Source organism: Exiguobacterium sp. 8H, from assembly GCF_902506255.1.
GTDB classification, from domain to species: domain Bacteria; phylum Bacillota; class Bacilli; order Exiguobacteriales; family Exiguobacteriaceae; genus Exiguobacterium; species Exiguobacterium profundum.
The window spans coordinates 1,639,435-1,655,652 of record NZ_LR733429.1 but is presented as its reverse complement, the minus strand read 5'-3'; the positions used below and the strand labels follow the sequence as shown (position 1 = coordinate 1,655,652).

Sequence of the window (16,218 nt, the reverse complement as noted above, 5' to 3'; positions counted from 1 at the left end):
GGATTTTGTAAGGTACGCGTGAGTTGGAGTTAAGACAGAGGGCGTAATGTAAGGGACAGAAAGAGGTGCTGAACATGGAAACATTATTACAAGTAAAAGCGATTCAAAAGACATACGGGAAAGGGGACGCGACGTTTCGAGCGCTCGATGACGTCTCCTTCACCATTGAACATGGGGAGTTCGTTGGAATCATGGGGCCGTCCGGGGCTGGGAAATCGACGTTGCTCAACGTCCTCGCGACAATCGATACACCGACGTCGGGTGAGATTTTAGTCGAAGGCGATGACATTGCAGCGATGAATGAGGAGGCTCTTGCCGATTTCCGACGTGACCATCTTGGATTCATCTTTCAGGACTATAACTTGCTCGATTCATTGACGGTCCGGGAAAACATGTTGCTCCCGCTCGCTGTCTCGAAGACGCCGGTTCATGAGACACGCGCAAAGGTCGAGCGGTTAGCGAAACGATTCGGACTCGAAGGGATCCTCGAGCAGTACCCGTATCAAATCTCAGGCGGACAGAAACAACGGACGGCTGTTTGTCGGGCGCTCATCTCGGACCCGAAACTCATCTTTGCCGATGAGCCGACCGGTGCGCTCGACTCGAAGTCGGCGACCGATCTCTTAGATACCCTCGCTCGGTTGAATGAAGCGGAGACGACCATCATGATGGTGACGCATGACGCCTTCGCCGCAAGTTTTTGCCGCCGAGTCCTCTATATTCAAGACGGACAGTTGAAGAAAGAGCTCATTCGCGGCAACGCCTCACGAGACGCATTCTACCAATCAATCCTCGAGGAGCTCGCGAAAGGCGGTGCGGTCGATGACGCTATTTGAGCTCGCTAAGAAAAACGTCGTACGGAATCTGTCGCGATATGCACTCTATGTCGGGACGACCATCTTTTCCATCGTCATCTACTTCACGTTCGCGACACTCAAGCACAGTCATGAAATCAGTGCGCTTGCGGAAACATCGCAAAAGATCAGCGGGTTGATGAGCACGTCGACGTTCATCCTCATGTTGTTCGTCGCTTTGTTTATCGCCTACTCGAACGCCTTCTTTTTGAGAGGACGTAAGCGAGAGGTCGGGCTCTACTCATTACTCGGGGTCCGAAAGAAACAGATTGGACTCTTGCTCTTGTTTGAGAATATCGTCATTGGAGCGGTGTCCTTGGTCGTTGGAATCGTGCTCGGCCTGTTCGGGTCGAATGCGCTTTTGCAACTGTTGATGCGATTGATGGACAGTGACTTGAACATCGGATTCGCTTTCTCTGCGTCGGCATTCATCGAGACGTTCCTTGTCTTTCTTGCTATTTTCCTTTTCACATCATTCCAAGGGTACCGCGTCATCTATCGCTTCAAGTTGATTGACCTGTTCCATGCGGATAAGAGTGGGGAAGGAGTTCCGACGGCGAAAGGATGGGTCGCACTCACAGGTGTGCTCACAATTGGAGCGGCGTACTGGCTCGCGCTCCAAGATTTGATGACGTCATCGCTATGGCGAATGCTCGGACTCGCGATGCCGCTTCTCATTATCGGATTGAGTGTCATCGGGTCTGCGCTTCTCTTTCACAGTGTCTTGATTTTCGCATTGACATGGTTGAAAGGGCACGAACGCTGGTCGTGGAAACGACTCAATTTGTTGACGACGTCACAGCTCCTCTATCGCATTCGCGGGAACGCGAAGACGCTCACGTTGATCAGCATCATCAGCGCGACAGCAATCACGGCAGGAGGTGCCATCTTTAGCGTCTACTACTACGCGGAAGAGAATGTCGCCTCTTATACACCATATACGTATGCCTGGAAAGGGGATGCGGTCGAGGTGAACGGAGCGACGTTCGAATCAAGTGTCGAACAAAAGACGATTCGGACGGAAGCGCAATACGGAGAGCGTGAGCTCGGGGTCATCGATGAATCGACATACCGCCATCTTCTGCAAGGTCTCGGCGTGGCAGAGCCGGCACCGTTCAGACAGGATGAGGTCGTATGGGTCGACCCGTTCTATGACGAACGTTACTCGGAGAATCTCGAATCGGTCGAACTGTCAGGACAGACGGTTGACGTGTCGACGCGTCTTGAAGAATCACCGCTCAACGTGATGACGTTCGGCGGGTCGTTCCTCGTCGTCGCCGACGACATGTTCAAAACGATGACGGAGCCGAGCGAGACGTATCACGTTGCCCTCACGGAGTCGTTCAAAGATCAGCGCGAACAATCTGAGCGTCTAGCGGGACTCGGGCTTGAATCGTTCTCGAGTGCACCGGACGTGTACGCCGAGACGATGGCAATGAACGGGGCGCTCCTCTTTGTCGGGACATTCCTTGGGCTCGTCTTTCTCGTTGCAACAGGTAGCGTCATTTACTTCAAAACGATGACGGAGGCAGAGGATGACCGGGCGAAGTATGCGATATTACAGAAAATCGGGATATCCGATCGGGACGTGCGCCGGACGGTGCGCCAACAGATCATCGTCGTATTTCTCGCCCCGTTCGCGCTCGGGATTCTTCATGCGACCGTGGCGCTCATCGCGTTTTCAAACTTGTTGAGCATGAATTTCACGATACCGGTTCTCGTGTGGATGGGCGTCTATACGACCATTTATGCGGTCTATTATGGCATCACAGTTCGCCGCTTCATGACGGCGATTCGATAAGGAGAGAAAAATATGAAAAAATGGATTGGAATTGCAATTGTTTCGATTTTAATAGTGGTCGGAGTCACTCAGGTGGATTGGAATCGAATTGGGAAGGACACCCTTTTCGTTGAAATCGGAGGGGCGACGGATGTAGAGGAGACGACGCTCGAGAACGGCGATGTGATGAAGCGTTACATTTATACACAATCCGCATTCACGGAGGAAGGTGACCAGAAAGAAGTCACCTTTACCGCCGGGAAAGAACTTCGGGAGGGGGCGTTCTTACGTCTTTATGTCAAAGATGAAGATACCGTGACCTCGTACGACGAAGTGAAACGGGAAGAGCTTCCTCGTCCAGTCATTGAGAAGTTGTAACAAAAAAATCATTCGTCACGAACATCATGACGAATGATTTTTTTTTGCCTACTCAGACGAGAGGAGTTTCCTAGGCATGAAGTTCAAGTTTGAGTATGTACGTTAGTTCATGATGCGCCAATTCAGAGAAGTTTGTTTTCTTCACATGTGTTCGTGGACGCAATCCGCATTCCAGTGCGATGTCGACAATGGTACGAATCTGATTTTCCGTATAGAATCGCTTCCGGCCGAACGTAAATGGGGTCGGTGGCAAGACGCCATCTGTTTCCCATTTGATCAATTGCTGTTGGCTGCGTGGGATGCCGGCCACGCTAAAGGCGCGACTCAATTCTTTGAGCGGATAGACCATTAGATGCTGCTCTTTATACGAAATTAGTTTTCCCTGTTCCGGTCGGTATGTATCCCATTCGGTCGCTGAAAACGTCAGGTCGGCTTGGTCGAAGTCGTGTTGAGCGGAAGGAATTGAGGCAAAGCTTGCGAGGTCTAGGCTGTTCATCGTGTATGTCTCCTTCTTCAAGACTGACTAGTAAAATTCAAAAAATGCCCTCCTACGTATCGTACCCCATTTACAAGAATTTAACTTACAGTTTTTTCAAATGTGGGGAATAAATCATGGTACTTTTGACGTATTTTTGAATGCTGTCTGCCGAAGATTAAGATACCCTACTTAATATGAAAACTCAAGAAAAGTAGACAGAAATTGAAAAATGAATAAATATTCAGATAGTTTAGGACTATCGTCACTTATTGTTATAGAAAAATAGAATGAGCACTTCGACTTTGTAAGCGGTTAATAAGGACGAAGGAGGTGAGACAGATGGCAGCATATCGAGAAACGGCGACGATGCTTTATTTGGACACCCGGCGACAACTCGACGGCAAAGAGAAGAAGCAACTCGTCCGCTATGGACCGCTTGGAAGTCGGATGGATGAGGCGCGGATGAAACAGTTTGGTGACTTGATCAAGGCACTGATTGATGTGGAATCCGCCAACTACGTCGTGGCCCAAGAATTTCTAGTGTATTAACAGGGAGGACTTATGAAAAACCTCACTCGTCCCGCTGCCAATCCTCGGCACGATGAGCAGGTGGTCACATGAGTTGGCCCGAACTCATCTCAAATTTGGGGTTCCCTATCGTTGTCTCGCTCTATTTGCTTCATCGGATTGAGACGAAGCTCGATCGTATGATCCAGCTGCTCGAACGAATGGATACCTCGACCGCATCAGAAACCTAATCCCCTATTGAAAGGAGCCATCCCCCATGGCTGTCTTAACAGAGAAGAAAGCAACGTTCGTGTTGACGACGCATCATGACGTACAAACAGCAAAACCGACGAAAAAAGCACAACGGTTCGGTCCGATTCGTGCCGACCTGACGGCAGATACGATTGATGCGTTCGGTCGTCTCTTGATTGATCTCGTCATTCAAGAGGGAGCAGACCTCGGCATCGTCCGTGAATACGATTTAGTCTAACCCACATCTTAAGGAGGAGAATAACCCATGACTGACACAAAACTTGAAATCTCATTTTTAGATGCATTCCACAAGGTCGTACGCTTCCGCTTGAATAACGTGAAACAACCGGTCGAAGCCCAAAAAGTAGAAGCGCTTGCTGACTTCATGGTCGCCAACGATCCGCTCGCGAAGAACGTGATGGAGTGGACCGAAATCAAGATGATTGAAGGTACGCAGACCGTATTGAGTGAGAAATGAGGTCGAGAAGCATCGCCATGGCGATGCTTCTTTTTATTTACATAATTATCTTTCAAAAATCATAATTAACAATTATATTTAAAGGAGCAAAAAATAAATAAATTAAGGAAGGGTTTGTAAAAAGTTGAAACGATATCTATATGCCATCATGCTGACAATGATCCTGCTTGTAGTGCCAAAGCAGGAGGCATGGGCCACTTCTATAATCGAGACCGGGACAAAACTTGAACAATCGATTAAAGTCATCCCGCAGTCACCATTTTATCTAGACTATCTGAACGGGAAGACGCGCCTGCATGACCCGAATAATCAGTCCACCGTTATCATTGACTATCCCGGGGACTTAACGACGCATTCATCTGGTGACGAGGGGAGCTACGGAGGTGTTCGCTCGTGGATCGCGAGTTTAGACAGACAGGAATGGATTGCCGTTCCGCAATATGACCAACCCCTCATCCGCGTCCAACGAGACGGAACGACATCTCGAATCGATTCCTTAGAATCACCACATCGGGCGTACCTCGTATCGTATGATGCCAGTCGAGACGTGATGCTCTGGCGTGATTCGTACAAAGGTGAGTGGGCGTTGACGGATATGAAAGGAACGGTCAAAAGGACTTACCCGCTCATTTTGGGACAAAGTCTGATATTAGGGACGAATCTTGATGAATTGATTGCATTCAATACATCTGATAAGTCAATCACACATCTCTCACTTGAAACGGGAGAGGAACTAGGAAAGACGACGTATCCGAATGAATCGTTATCCATCGATTTTGAGTCGAAGACCGATCGACTCTTTATGAAAGGATCCAATCATTTATACGTCTACGATTTCGCAACCCGAACGATGCAAACGCTCAATTTGAACGGGCAGGTCCACTACGATCTCACATCACTGATCTATCACGATGGGCTTTATTATGGTGTGACGTTTGATGATTCGATGGTCACGATTGATTTAACGAAAAATCATATCACGGAGACGAGCTTGCGCACGCGCAACACGAATAGCCAGTTCGATTTAATCGAGAATGGATACTTCGTACAAGACGATCAGTGGTTGTTGCCAATCGAACGTTTCGGGCAAAAACCGAAAGAAATGTACACGTGGTTGAAAGCTACTGGCAACTCGGAGGAGGGGCATACGTGGCTGAATCATGCATATCAACTCATGGCGACCATCACAACCGTTGATGGGATCGAACATAAGGTGCCTGTTGCTGAATTGCCGACGGATGTGACACAAGTCGAGTCGGCACAATCGTTCGCGGAAGGCTATACGATTCCATCATTTGATCAATCGTTCTCCACTAAGGTCAGCTTCGCCATGTTGGACCATTGGAAATCTTACAAACCGGTCAAACAACTTCCGCTTCAAGTGGACACCTCGTTCGAATACGGAGCAGTCGGGGAGATTAGCGGAATAACGGCACCGAATGCGACCGTATATCTTTCGTGTGAAAAAGCGTCGTTTGCTACGTGTTCGAGTCCCGTTCAAGCAGACGAGACTGGTCGCTTCAAGCTCTCGAATGGAATCATCGAAGGAAATCAAACAATCGAGCTATATGTTTCTGATGCATGGGATTACCGTCAAGCAACAGAAGCGTCTGTCAAAAAGAGATTTATGCTTGGACAGCCGGTAATCAACAATCCAACAAAAGTTCTGACAGAAACGCGAATGGAAGGGGTCTCTATCCAGACAGAACCTCACGCAAAAGTGGAAGTAAGACAATTGAATTCGAAAACAGCATTTGAAGTGAAAGAAGTTCAGGCGGATGAACACGGTGTGGCGCAATTGACGACATACAGTTCTGACCAACCCTGGTCATACCGGATCTTTTTCCGTGTCCTTGGACAAGAACGTCCTTACGAGATGGTCTACGTTACGAAAGACTATCCGATGCCATCTTTTACGTGGACAAAACCACCGAAAACAGGCGACACGACAATCACTGTCTATAATGACAAGCTAGACCCGGTGCTCGCTGTTTCACGCGACGGAAGAGCTGAGTCAGCGAAACGCCTGACGAAAGGTATGAACGTCATCAATTTGAAAGAGCCGCTACGCGAAGGACAGACAATTAAACTTGTTGCGAGTTTTCGTCCAGAACTTACCCAAACGGTAGAGAAAAAAGTGACGAGTGACACACCAAAAGTATTGACGGTGAAAGATGTTCTCCTCACGTCTTCATCCGCGACGTTCACGTTGGCACACGATCCAAATACGGATATCAATTTCATCTCAAACGGAGTCGTACTCTATACTCGCGTTGTCGGGACGAATCGATATCATATTTCGGCAAAACCGGGAACAACAGTCATCATCGAATCTTCATACGGATCGAAACGAAAGACGCTAACGTATAGGCTACCAAGTGCGACAATCCCATCGGTGACGTTGACGGATGAACAGACGAAACGGGTCGGGAAGACACTACCGAACGCGACCGTGACGTTAAAGAATGGCTCGAAAATCATCGCGACAACAAAATCGAATGCAAATGGGTCCTACACGCTCACGTTCAGCCGTCCTCGTGCTGGAACGAAACTCTATTTCGAGGCGAAGGCGGGTATTCATCGTGACGCGAAATCAGTTGTGGTCAAGTCGGGGATTCGTCCGACAATCAGCACAGGGACCATCCGTTCGACGACAAAATCGGTAGCGGTGCGAACGAACGTCCCGTATGGCACGCTGTACGTCTACAACGGCAGTAAGTTGGTCGCCAAAAAGTCCATCGGCTCGACGACGACCAACGTCTATATCGGAACGCAGCGACGTGGGTCGAAACTGATATTCAAAGTCGTGACGCCTGCGAATCGAACGAATCAAACAACGAAATCTGTGTATTGAATAATCAGAAGGTGACTCTTGTAGTTTGAGTCACCTTTTTTAAGTTTGGTCAATCCTCTTCATTATTTTCTGAAAATTGTCGATAGTATAGGAAACACTGCATGATTGAGAGGGGAATACATAGATGGCATGGAAATCAACATGGTCTAAGGCACTGAGCCGGATCAAACGAAAACCGACATGGACGTGGAAACCGACACTCAAATGGAAGCGCGGAGAGAAGCGTGAACGCACGACATCTTTCGGAGCGAACGTTGGAAAGAATTTGACGATTCGTCAAAAATTATGGGGGCTCGTCATCATATCGCTCGTCATGGTCTTTGGCGTCGGTGGTTACGCACTGTTTTCAATGAGTGACGCGAACCGTCAAGCGGACGATATCGTCAATAACTGGAACAAAGGGCTCGATTATGCTCATGAACTCAACACACTCGCCGCAAACTATCGAACACTCGAACTCGATCACATCGTGACAGAGGATGCGACCAAAAAAGAAGAGCTCACGACACGGATGAAAGAGATTCGTGAAGAGATCAATACGATTGCACCAAAGTATGAAAAAACGGCTTCAGGTGCGGAAGACAAAGAACTATTCCAGAATTTCTCGCGTCAATGGGAGATGTATCAACGCGTCTCGGACAACATGTTGACGTTCAGCTCGACCGGTAACACAGGGATGGCGCGCTCATACTATGATGCGCAGTCCAAATCTACATATGACAACTTCACACAAAAACTAGCGGACCTTGTCGACTACAACTCGGAAGGCTCACAACGTGTCGGACAGAACATGGAAAGTGAATTCATGCAGTCTCTTATGGCATTGATTGCCGTGACCATCGGGGCTGTAGCGATTCTCTTATTCCTCGGTCTCAGCCTGTTGCGCTCGATTATCCGACCGATGCGCACACTTCAGACGCGCTTTGATGAACTCGCGACCCAAGGTGGCGATTTGACGATGACGATTCCGGTCACGTCGAATGATGAGATTGCACAAGTCAGTCGTTCATTCAACACATTCCTCGGCACACTTCGTGAAATCATGATTGATGTCGATGAGACAGCGAAAGTCGTTCTCTCGTCTTCAAAAGACGTATCTGCTGAAGTGACGCGACTCAGTCACTATATGGAAGAGACGTCTGGAACGGTCGAAGAATTGACGGCTGGTATGGAAGAAACGGCAGCCTCTTCGCAAGAAATGAGTGCCTCGACGACAGAAATGGGAAGTTCGATCGATTCAATCGTCGACTTATCCAATGAGAGTGCCGAAACGGCAAATCGTGTCGAAGCTCGAGCGCACGAGATGCGGGAGCAAGCCGTTGTTTCGAAAACAGAAGCAGTGGCAATTATCGAGAAGAAACAGGTCGAACTCGCAGAAGCCATCAAAGGAGCACAGTCGGTTGAAGAGATTCGTGTCTTGACGACAGCTATTCTTGCGATTGCTGACCAGACAAACTTACTCGCTTTGAACGCTTCGATTGAAGCGGCACGTGCTGGGGAAGCAGGTCGCGGCTTTGCGGTCGTTGCATCAGAAATCCGCAAATTGGCGGAAAACTCACGTCAGACGGTCAACGAGATTCGTGACGTGTCAAACACGGTCATTGATTCGGTCGAACGACTCAACACGAGTTCGGAAGATATGTTGACGTTCCTCAATACGAAAGTCATGGCCGACTACGACCGTCTCGAAGAGTCGGCAACGCAATATGAACAGGATGCGACAGTGTTCGGGGAGACAGCGAAGACGTTCGAAGGTAACGCGCTTCAACTTCGCCATATGACGGACAACATTCTTGGTGTCATTCAAGAAGTGGCGACGACCGTGACAGAAGGCGCGGACGGAACGCAGTCGATTTCAGAGAAAGTTCAACTCTCAGTCGAGCGTTTCAACGACGTTCAGGCGAAGATGGGCGAAACAGAAAAACGGGCGACCGAACTCTCGAATCGCGTGGCGCAATTCAAGCTATAAGCAAGACTCAGAACCAGGCAGATGTCTGGTTCTTTTTTTGTGCCCAGTACAAAAAAATAAAAAGATAGGTCAATACATAAATGAATTTCAAATTGTTGGTACAAATTAGGCTGTTGTGTCCGATAAAGAAAAGGCAATACATAAAAATAGAGAGAAAAAGAGGTGGAAGAGGAGATTACTCCTCGTAGTACGTGAAAAAGATGTTGAACGAATGGACGTTATCAAGAAAAATCATGATGAGTATCGGTTTGATTCTAATTTTGACAATCGTTGGAATGGGATACAATCTGTGGACGCTCGACCGGATGACGAGTCAATATGAACACATGATTTCAAACGATGTCATGAAGATGAAAGCGGCAGACGACTTGGCGCTCGGGATGGTCCGTCAAGCGTATGGTGTCCGCGGGTATGTGCTCCTACAGGATGATGAACGCAAACAACAAATCAGCCGGGGCGGAGAAGAGAAGAAAGCCGCCATCGAATCGTTAATCGAGCTTGCGGACAATGAGGCCGAACGAAAGGAATATGAATCGTTACTCGAATACGCGACAGGATATGATGAGTTGGCGACTCAAGCCATCGCTGCGATTGACTCAAAAGATCAAGAAGCAATCGATCGATTAGTATTCCGTCTCATGCCGGACGTGACAAAATCCATCTCATCGACAGGTGAGACGTTACAAGCCGAAACAGAAGAACAGTTAATTGCGATGCAAGCCGAATTGCAGGAGGCAGGTGAGCGTGCCTTTTGGTACTCAGTCGTTATCGCAGTTGTCAGTCTGATACTGATGTTTGGTGCCGGATATGCCATTAGTCATATGGTCACGACCCCGTTGCGATTCTTAGCGAAAGAAGTAGAAGTAGTCGCGGAAGGTGATTTGACACGTGAGGATCTTCAGGCGCTCACGCAAGATGAAATCGGACAATTGATGACCGGCTTCAACCGCATGAAGGGAAATTTGCGTGAACTCATTGACCGCGTCACCCAAAACGCACAGGAAATCACAGCACAATCGGAAGAACTGTATGCGAGTACGGAAGAGATGGCGTCACAGACGGAGGAAACGACACGTCTCATCGACAGAGTCGTGGAAGAAACGGTCGCGCAGGCGAAAGAAGCGACTGGAACATCTCAAGCGGTGGCTGCTGCCGATGAAGGCATCGGTCGTATCGCTGGATCGATCGGCTCGATTGACGATGACGTGTCACAGAGTTTGAAGCTCGCCGAAGAAGGTGGTGCGACGATGGCTCAGGCGAAAGACGAGGTGCTCGCACTGGAGCGGGAGACACGTCTGACGGGAGAATCGATTTCGGCATTGAAGCAACAGTCTGACGAGATTGCTCTTATCACCGAGGTCATTCAATCGATCACCGACCAGACAAACTTGTTGGCATTGAACGCGGCCATCGAAGCGGCACGTGCCGGTGAGCAAGGAAAAGGGTTCGCCGTCGTTGCAGAAGAAGTGCGTAAACTTGCCGAGCAGTCGAAACAGTCGGCGACACAGATCGCCGGGTTGATCGAGTCGATTCAGACACAGTCGAACGCTGTTCTCGACCAACACGTCGTCAGTGCGAAACGCGTCGAGACGAACACGTTGTTGCTCGAACGAGCGACACGCGCATTCGAACAGATTGTCAGTCAGCTCGAGACATCAGTCGATAATACGTCACATATCCGCATCGCCTCGCATGAGATTGCGGAGACGACGAAACAAGTTGCGACGTCCTCTCTTCAAATGTCACAAGACAGTGAAGGGATGGCCGACACGATGCGTACGGTCGGTGAGACGGCTGACGCCCAACTCGCGATGATTCAAGAATTGAACGGTGTCGCCGAATCACTCGGCAATATGACGAGTGACCTGCAGACACTGATTGGTCGATTCACGACATAAGTTGAAAGCCCTGTCTCCTTGGAGTCAGGGCTTTTTCGTTCACATCGAAACGATTTGCGATGAAGAAAGTGGGGAATGAACAACAAGGTAAACGACAAAAAGGAGTGGATTATATGAAGTATACGGTCATTACAGGAGCCAGTTCAGGTATCGGGTATGAGACAGCGAAGTTGCTCGCTGAAAAGGGAAAGTCGCTCGTGCTCGTCGCAAGACGAAAAGAAGAGCTCGAATCGTTGCGTGATGAAATCAAATCGATCTCGTCGGACAGTGACGTCATCATCAAATCGACCGACCTATCATATAGCGAGAACGTGTACGGATTATATGAATCGCTTGCGGACCTCGACATCGAGACGTGGATCAACAATGCGGGATTCGGGGATGCAGATCTCATCAAGGACGTCGACCTCGGTAAAATCGAGAACATGATTCGTTTGAATATCGAGGCGCTCACCGTCTTATCGAGTCTATACGTTCGAGATTATCATGATATCGAAGGGGCACAGCTGTTGAACGTGTCGTCTGTCGGGGGATATCGAATCGTCCCGAACTCGGTCACGTATTGTGCGACGAAGTTCTTCGTGAGTGCATATACGGAAGGACTCGCACAAGAGTTGAAGCAGAGTGGGGCCAAACTTCGGGCGAAAGTACTCGCACCGGCCGCAACGGAGACGAGCTTCGCCGACCGGGCTCGCGATACGGAAGGATTCGACTACAGTGAGAACGTCGCGAAATATCATACGGCGCGCGAGATGGCGGAGTTCCTATGGGAGTTACTTGAAGGCGACGAAGTCGTCGGAATTGTCGATCCGGAGGACTACTCGTTCAGCCTGCGTGGACCGATTAAACCGTATGCCGGATAAACAAAAACATCACGCCCTGTTGGCGTGATGTTTTTTTAGGATGTCGGTACAGAGTAGCCACCCGTGAAGCGGTGTGTCAGGCGACGTGTCAAGTAACGCAACCTTAGGCGCCATACATAAAACTGTGACGTGTTCGGAAGAATGACGTTATCGACGTATTCTGCGAACATATGGCGAAACATTCGCTCTTCACTGCGGTCATAGGTCGCACTCCACATCCCGTGATTCTCGACTTCAAGGAGCATCCAAATCATCTCGTCGGTAAGCGGGTCATCGTCCTTCAACTCGGCCGTCAGTGCAGCGAAACGATGGCTACACATAGACGCGTATAAGGAATGGGCATGTGGGTCATGTGGGTTCAATGTTAAGTAACCACTCGCCGTCTTCATCAGTTCATCGACCATATCGAGCGGAATGTCGTCATACACTTGGAAAAATTCGAGCAACATCGGGACGGTGTCCGGACCAAATCCGGCAAGCCGGACATAGTTCATGATATGGAGACCGGCCTCGCCATGGAACTTGCGGTCGAAGTAGTGGACGGCAAGGGCGCGATGCATGATTGGGACATCCGGATAGCGTTCGACGCCACGGAGAAAGTGTTGTTCCGCCTCGAACGTGAACCCGGTGTCTTCACTGACAAATCCTTTTAACATATGAAGAATGTAGTGGTCACCGAGCGAACTCGCTTTCTCGAGCCACGGTTTGGCCGAATCGGTGTCACCTTCTCGAATATATGGATAAGCACGCATCGCCGGGAAGAATGGGTCGTCCGGGAACGCGGTCTCGCCCCGTGTCGCCATGTCATTGATGGCTTCAGCGTTATAAGCTTCCGTTAATTCTGCGAGGAGCATCATCTCAAGGAACGTGCGCTGGAACTCTGGGGTGTGTAAATCGATCGTTTGTGTCATAGGGTGTCCTCCTCACAAGTACTAGTGTCGCTCTATTATACTTGTTCTTGTCACAGTCGAGTAGCATCTTTTGTAAAAACGGGAAATGGAAAGTAAGGACTGGAAAGGAGGGGAACGGCATGGCGACGTTCACTGGATATGTCGCAGAGGTGATGGATGAGAAAATCCGCGTCACGCCGACGTGGGAAGCAGAACCGTTTGACGGCATCGTGTTTCATGTAGCGAGACCTCTTTTGGATGAGACACCGCTTCTCATCGGACAACAGGTTCGAGTCGAGCATGATGAACGGTTGACACGCTCCTTGCCACCGCAAGCGACGGCACGTCGGGTCGATGTGTTATGATGAGGACGAGGTGAATGACATGGGACAACGGAACTTTCTATGGCTTGGAGCCGTCGTCGGCTTCAGTGCCCTCGTCGTCTGGTTATTGCAAGACGCGCTCCCGTTCTGGGCGCTGTCGATTCTACTGCTCGGACTAGGAGCGGTGCTCGGCAATCTCCAACGACGTTTCACACGTGACGAATAACAAGCACTCCATCATTCGGATGGAGTGCTTGTGTCGTTTTCTTCTTCATTTATGTTTTCTTCAGTGTCCGGATCGTCTTCGACGATGGAGCCCTCATCCCCGTCTGGTTCGAGCGTCGTCGGTTCTTCTGGCTCCGCTGGCTCTTCCGGTTCGCTCGGTTCCTCCGGCTCAGTCACCGGAGGATCGTCTTCAATCGGCTCTTCCGTTTCCGGTGGATCCGTCGGTTCCTCCGGTTCACTCGGCGGTTCCGCAGGTTCTTCTGGCGTCACTTCAGGTGTCGTCGGTTCGGGCTCTTCCACAACCTCCTCTTCGACTTCTTCCTCGACCGGTGCCTCCGGTTCAGTGACAGGTGGGATTTCAGGTTGTGCCTCAGGGATAGAAGGCGTTTCCGGAACGACGACCGGTTCTTCTGTCAAATCCGGTTTGATCGGTTCAACGGGTGCGAGTTCGATAGGTGGCGGTGCCGGTGCATCTTTTGCGATGAACGTACGGATGTCTTGTTCAAATAGTGCGGTCGGCAAGGCGATCCCACGCAAATGGATGGCGACGACTCGCCCGGATGCTGAAAGAAGTGGACTGCCATACGCATGACGTGGCAATTCAAAGTTTCGGCTATAGCCGTTCTCGGCGAATGTGACCGTACCGTTGATGCGTTCTTGCATCGTCAATGTGGTCAACGTCTCGTCCTCTGCGGCGATCGCTTGCGTGAGTGTGTATGGTGTGTTCTCCGTCTCTTCAATTCGAATGACAGCAATGAGCTTCGTCCGACCGACGACGGTGCCGGAGACGGCCTCACCGTCATGGTACATGATGATATTCGTCAACCCAGCAACATTCGAGGCGGCGGTGACGACATCGCGTGAGCTCACCAAAAATCCCGTCCCGTAACTGACGGTGAATAGGCTGTCCTGTAAGGCCGCGAAGTCGACCGGTGTCGCTTCGTCAGCGGAGACCGTATCTTCCCCAATCGGCAAGTTGACCTGATTGGCGAGCGAATCGGTCGAACGCAGCATGTCCGTGAAATAGGCATTTCCAATGAAGGTGACAAAGGCAATGAGTGCGATAACGAATGGGGTGGCAAATAACCAAATCGTGCGACGTGAGCGGCGGCCACACGTCGGACAGACCGTTTTCGATCGTGTCTTCTTTCCGCAGTGGGGACAAGTCACAGGGGCACCTTCTTTCTATAAAGTTCGATGCTATGCTTATTCCTTCATTTGGAAAGAGGTAAACAAATATTTTGGAGGGTGTTCGGATGAATTGTGTTGTTTTCCCTGTGAAAGAATGATTTTTAGGAATCGGGGAAAAAGTAGGTATGATTCCATGAAAGGAGACATGCCATGCAACCCTTCTGGCTCACCCCTGCCTTTCGTAACGGGATTTGGGTGCTGCTCATCTTAACGATTCTTTTTATGTTGAAGCAAGTCGAATTTATCTTTTACCCGCTCGGAATCTTTTTTGCCACCGTCCTCACGCCATTTCTAATCGCAGGAGTCTTATTCTATCTCACTGTCGGATTCGTCGATTGGCTCGAAAGTAGGTTAAAGCGACGATCATTTGCGATTCTCGTTATTCTCTTGTCATTACTCCTTCTCGCTGTCTTGTTTGTGATCACCCTCGGTCCGATCTTGACTCGCCAACTCTTCGCTCTCCTCGATGCCTTTCCACGAGTGGCGGAAGCGAGTTATCGGCAACTTGTCAACTTGTATCGAGCCTTGGAAGAGTATACGTGGTTCCAGAACTATATCAATCAAAATGAGACCTCCATTGACACGTGGATTCGTCAATTGACGGATACGGTCGGCGCAGTGATTGGTAGTGTAGCCGGGTCACTCGGTCGTGTCCTCGCGTTTATCATCTCGGGATTATTCACCCTATTTATCGCCTTGTTCTTGTATGTGTTTATGTTGATTGATGGAGGAAAACTGGCGAGTGCGATTGTGCGCTGGGTCCCAGGAACTTATGAACAAGATGCCCGTCAAATCCTTCATGACATGCATGAGACAATCAAACGATACGTTCGAGCCCAGTTGATCGTCTGTACGTTCGTCGGCTTCTTTGCGACGATTGCGCTCTGGTTACTCGATGTCCCGTTCTTCTTGCCGCTCGGTATCTTTATTTTTGCTACGAACATCATTCCTTATTTCGGTCCTTTTCTCGGGGCCGCTCCAGCTGTCTTGATCGCGTTCATCGATGAACCGGTCAAAGCGATCTATGTCATTGTCGCGATTACCATCATTCAACAATTAGATGCCAATGTCATCTCTCCTCTTGTACAAGGAAAGTCGCTACGGGTCCATCCCATCACGATTACCTTGGTCTTACTCGTCGCAGGTCGATTAGCCGGTATTGTCGGTATGTTGCTTGCTGTTCCTTTCTACGCCGTGTTAAAAGTCACATTCCTTAACCTTCAAAAGTTGTATCAATTGCGTAAATCGTCGAAACAACCTATCGAAAGGAATGATTGA

General features: G+C 49.5%; 17 protein-coding genes. 14 read left to right on the top strand and 3 right to left on the bottom strand.

Going from position 1 to position 16,218, the window contains the following annotated elements:
- The first annotated feature begins 74 nt into the window (after positions 1–74).
- From GVY43_RS08455 to GVY43_RS08445, 3 genes are read left to right on the top strand one after another with little or no spacing between them, the layout of a single operon-like run.
- Positions 75–836, top strand: coding sequence for an ABC transporter ATP-binding protein (locus GVY43_RS08455; RefSeq protein ID WP_159562873.1), 762 nt, complete (start codon positions 75–77; stop codon positions 834–836).
- Complete coding sequence (locus GVY43_RS08450) at positions 823–2,655, top strand: ABC transporter permease (protein WP_159562872.1); 1,833 nt, start codon at positions 823–825, stop codon at positions 2,653–2,655. The genes GVY43_RS08455 and GVY43_RS08450 overlap by 14 nt, the downstream gene beginning before the upstream one ends.
- Before the next feature lie 12 nt (positions 2,656–2,667).
- Positions 2,668–3,012, top strand: a complete 345-nt coding sequence (locus GVY43_RS08445; protein ID WP_159562871.1) for a YxeA family protein — start codon at positions 2,668–2,670, stop codon at positions 3,010–3,012.
- Positions 3,013–3,082: 70 nt separating this feature from the next.
- On the opposite strand, the gene GVY43_RS08440 is transcribed toward GVY43_RS08445, so the two are convergent.
- Positions 3,083–3,508, bottom strand: a complete 426-nt coding sequence (locus GVY43_RS08440) for a MerR family transcriptional regulator (protein WP_074035947.1) — start codon at positions 3,506–3,508, stop codon at positions 3,083–3,085.
- A 321-nt stretch (positions 3,509–3,829) separates the two neighbouring features.
- Between GVY43_RS08440 and GVY43_RS08435 the strand changes: the two genes are divergently transcribed.
- The 8 genes from GVY43_RS08435 to GVY43_RS08400 all read left to right on the top strand — a co-directional run bounded on the left by GVY43_RS08435 (position 3,830) and on the right by GVY43_RS08400 (position 12,311).
- Positions 3,830–4,039: a hypothetical protein gene (locus tag GVY43_RS08435; protein WP_012727210.1), complete on the top strand. Its 210-nt coding sequence runs from the start codon at positions 3,830–3,832 to the stop codon at positions 4,037–4,039.
- Between the two features lie 68 nt (positions 4,040–4,107).
- The gene (locus GVY43_RS08430; RefSeq protein WP_074035951.1) at positions 4,108–4,248 is read left to right on the top strand and encodes a YvrJ family protein; all 141 of its coding nucleotides are present in this window, start codon (positions 4,108–4,110) and stop codon (positions 4,246–4,248) included.
- 26 nt (positions 4,249–4,274) lie between these two features.
- A complete protein-coding gene (locus GVY43_RS08425) occupies positions 4,275–4,487 on the top strand; it encodes a hypothetical protein (RefSeq protein ID WP_159562870.1) in 213 nt (70 codons plus the stop codon).
- Positions 4,488–4,514: 27 nt separating this feature from the next.
- Positions 4,515–4,727, top strand: a complete 213-nt coding sequence (locus GVY43_RS08420; protein WP_074035953.1) for a DUF2922 family protein — start codon at positions 4,515–4,517, stop codon at positions 4,725–4,727.
- A 124-nt stretch (positions 4,728–4,851) separates the two neighbouring features.
- The gene (locus GVY43_RS08415; RefSeq protein WP_159562869.1) at positions 4,852–7,581 is read left to right on the top strand and encodes a hypothetical protein; all 2,730 of its coding nucleotides are present in this window, start codon (positions 4,852–4,854) and stop codon (positions 7,579–7,581) included.
- A gap of 124 nt (positions 7,582–7,705) precedes the next feature.
- Positions 7,706–9,550 (top strand): methyl-accepting chemotaxis protein, encoded by a 1,845-nt coding sequence (locus GVY43_RS08410; protein ID WP_159562868.1) that lies wholly within the window; start codon positions 7,706–7,708, stop codon positions 9,548–9,550.
- A gap of 200 nt (positions 9,551–9,750) precedes the next feature.
- On the top strand, positions 9,751–11,448 hold the full coding sequence (locus GVY43_RS08405; protein WP_159562867.1) for a methyl-accepting chemotaxis protein: 1,698 nt from the start codon (positions 9,751–9,753) through the stop codon (positions 11,446–11,448).
- Positions 11,449–11,561: 113 nt separating this feature from the next.
- Positions 11,562–12,311, top strand: coding sequence for an SDR family oxidoreductase (locus tag GVY43_RS08400; protein WP_074035959.1), 750 nt, complete (start codon positions 11,562–11,564; stop codon positions 12,309–12,311).
- A 35-nt stretch (positions 12,312–12,346) separates the two neighbouring features.
- Here GVY43_RS08400 and GVY43_RS08395 read toward each other — a convergent pair whose 3' ends face one another.
- Complete coding sequence (locus GVY43_RS08395; protein WP_074035961.1) at positions 12,347–13,222, bottom strand: hypothetical protein; 876 nt, start codon at positions 13,220–13,222, stop codon at positions 12,347–12,349.
- A gap of 119 nt (positions 13,223–13,341) precedes the next feature.
- Between GVY43_RS08395 and GVY43_RS08390 the strand changes: the two genes are divergently transcribed.
- Together GVY43_RS08390 and GVY43_RS15965 are read left to right on the top strand one after the other, a co-directional pair.
- Positions 13,342–13,566, top strand: coding sequence for a hypothetical protein (locus GVY43_RS08390; protein ID WP_159562866.1), 225 nt, complete (start codon positions 13,342–13,344; stop codon positions 13,564–13,566).
- A 19-nt stretch (positions 13,567–13,585) separates the two neighbouring features.
- Entirely contained in the window at positions 13,586–13,750 is a 165-nt protein-coding gene (locus GVY43_RS15965) for a hypothetical protein (RefSeq protein WP_012727200.1), read from the top strand.
- A gap of 11 nt (positions 13,751–13,761) precedes the next feature.
- Here the strand turns inward: GVY43_RS15965 and GVY43_RS08385 are convergent, their stop codons facing one another.
- Positions 13,762–14,919, bottom strand: coding sequence for a hypothetical protein (locus GVY43_RS08385; protein WP_159562865.1), 1,158 nt, complete (start codon positions 14,917–14,919; stop codon positions 13,762–13,764).
- A 171-nt stretch (positions 14,920–15,090) separates the two neighbouring features.
- Between GVY43_RS08385 and GVY43_RS08380 the strand changes: the two genes are divergently transcribed.
- On the top strand, positions 15,091–16,218 hold the full coding sequence (locus GVY43_RS08380; protein ID WP_159562864.1) for an AI-2E family transporter: 1,128 nt from the start codon (positions 15,091–15,093) through the stop codon (positions 16,216–16,218).

Excerpts from the sequence above, each read along its gene's own strand:
- GVY43_RS08430 (WP_074035951.1), top strand. The coding sequence starts at position 4,108 with ATGAGTTGGCCCGAACTCATCTCAAATTTGGGGTTCCCTATCGTTGTC.
- GVY43_RS08390 (WP_159562866.1), top strand. The coding sequence starts at position 13,342 with ATGGCGACGTTCACTGGATATGTCGCAGAGGTGATGGATGAGAAAATC.
- GVY43_RS08450 (WP_159562872.1), top strand. The coding sequence starts at position 823 with ATGACGCTATTTGAGCTCGCTAAGAAAAACGTCGTACGGAATCTGTCG.
- GVY43_RS08445 (WP_159562871.1), top strand. The coding sequence starts at position 2,668 with ATGAAAAAATGGATTGGAATTGCAATTGTTTCGATTTTAATAGTGGTC.
- GVY43_RS08405 (WP_159562867.1), top strand. The coding sequence starts at position 9,751 with ATGTTGAACGAATGGACGTTATCAAGAAAAATCATGATGAGTATCGGT.
- GVY43_RS08395 (WP_074035961.1), bottom strand. The coding sequence starts at position 13,222 with ATGACACAAACGATCGATTTACACACCCCAGAGTTCCAGCGCACGTTC.
- GVY43_RS08410 (WP_159562868.1), top strand. The coding sequence starts at position 7,706 with ATGGCATGGAAATCAACATGGTCTAAGGCACTGAGCCGGATCAAACGA.
- GVY43_RS08425 (WP_159562870.1), top strand. The coding sequence starts at position 4,275 with ATGGCTGTCTTAACAGAGAAGAAAGCAACGTTCGTGTTGACGACGCAT.
- GVY43_RS08400 (WP_074035959.1), top strand. The coding sequence starts at position 11,562 with ATGAAGTATACGGTCATTACAGGAGCCAGTTCAGGTATCGGGTATGAG.
- GVY43_RS08440 (WP_074035947.1), bottom strand. The coding sequence starts at position 3,508 with ATGAACAGCCTAGACCTCGCAAGCTTTGCCTCAATTCCTTCCGCTCAA.
- GVY43_RS15965 (WP_012727200.1), top strand. The coding sequence starts at position 13,586 with ATGGGACAACGGAACTTTCTATGGCTTGGAGCCGTCGTCGGCTTCAGT.
- GVY43_RS08380 (WP_159562864.1), top strand. The coding sequence starts at position 15,091 with ATGCAACCCTTCTGGCTCACCCCTGCCTTTCGTAACGGGATTTGGGTG.
- GVY43_RS08435 (WP_012727210.1), top strand. The coding sequence starts at position 3,830 with ATGGCAGCATATCGAGAAACGGCGACGATGCTTTATTTGGACACCCGG.
- GVY43_RS08455 (WP_159562873.1), top strand. The coding sequence starts at position 75 with ATGGAAACATTATTACAAGTAAAAGCGATTCAAAAGACATACGGGAAA.
- GVY43_RS08420 (WP_074035953.1), top strand. The coding sequence starts at position 4,515 with ATGACTGACACAAAACTTGAAATCTCATTTTTAGATGCATTCCACAAG.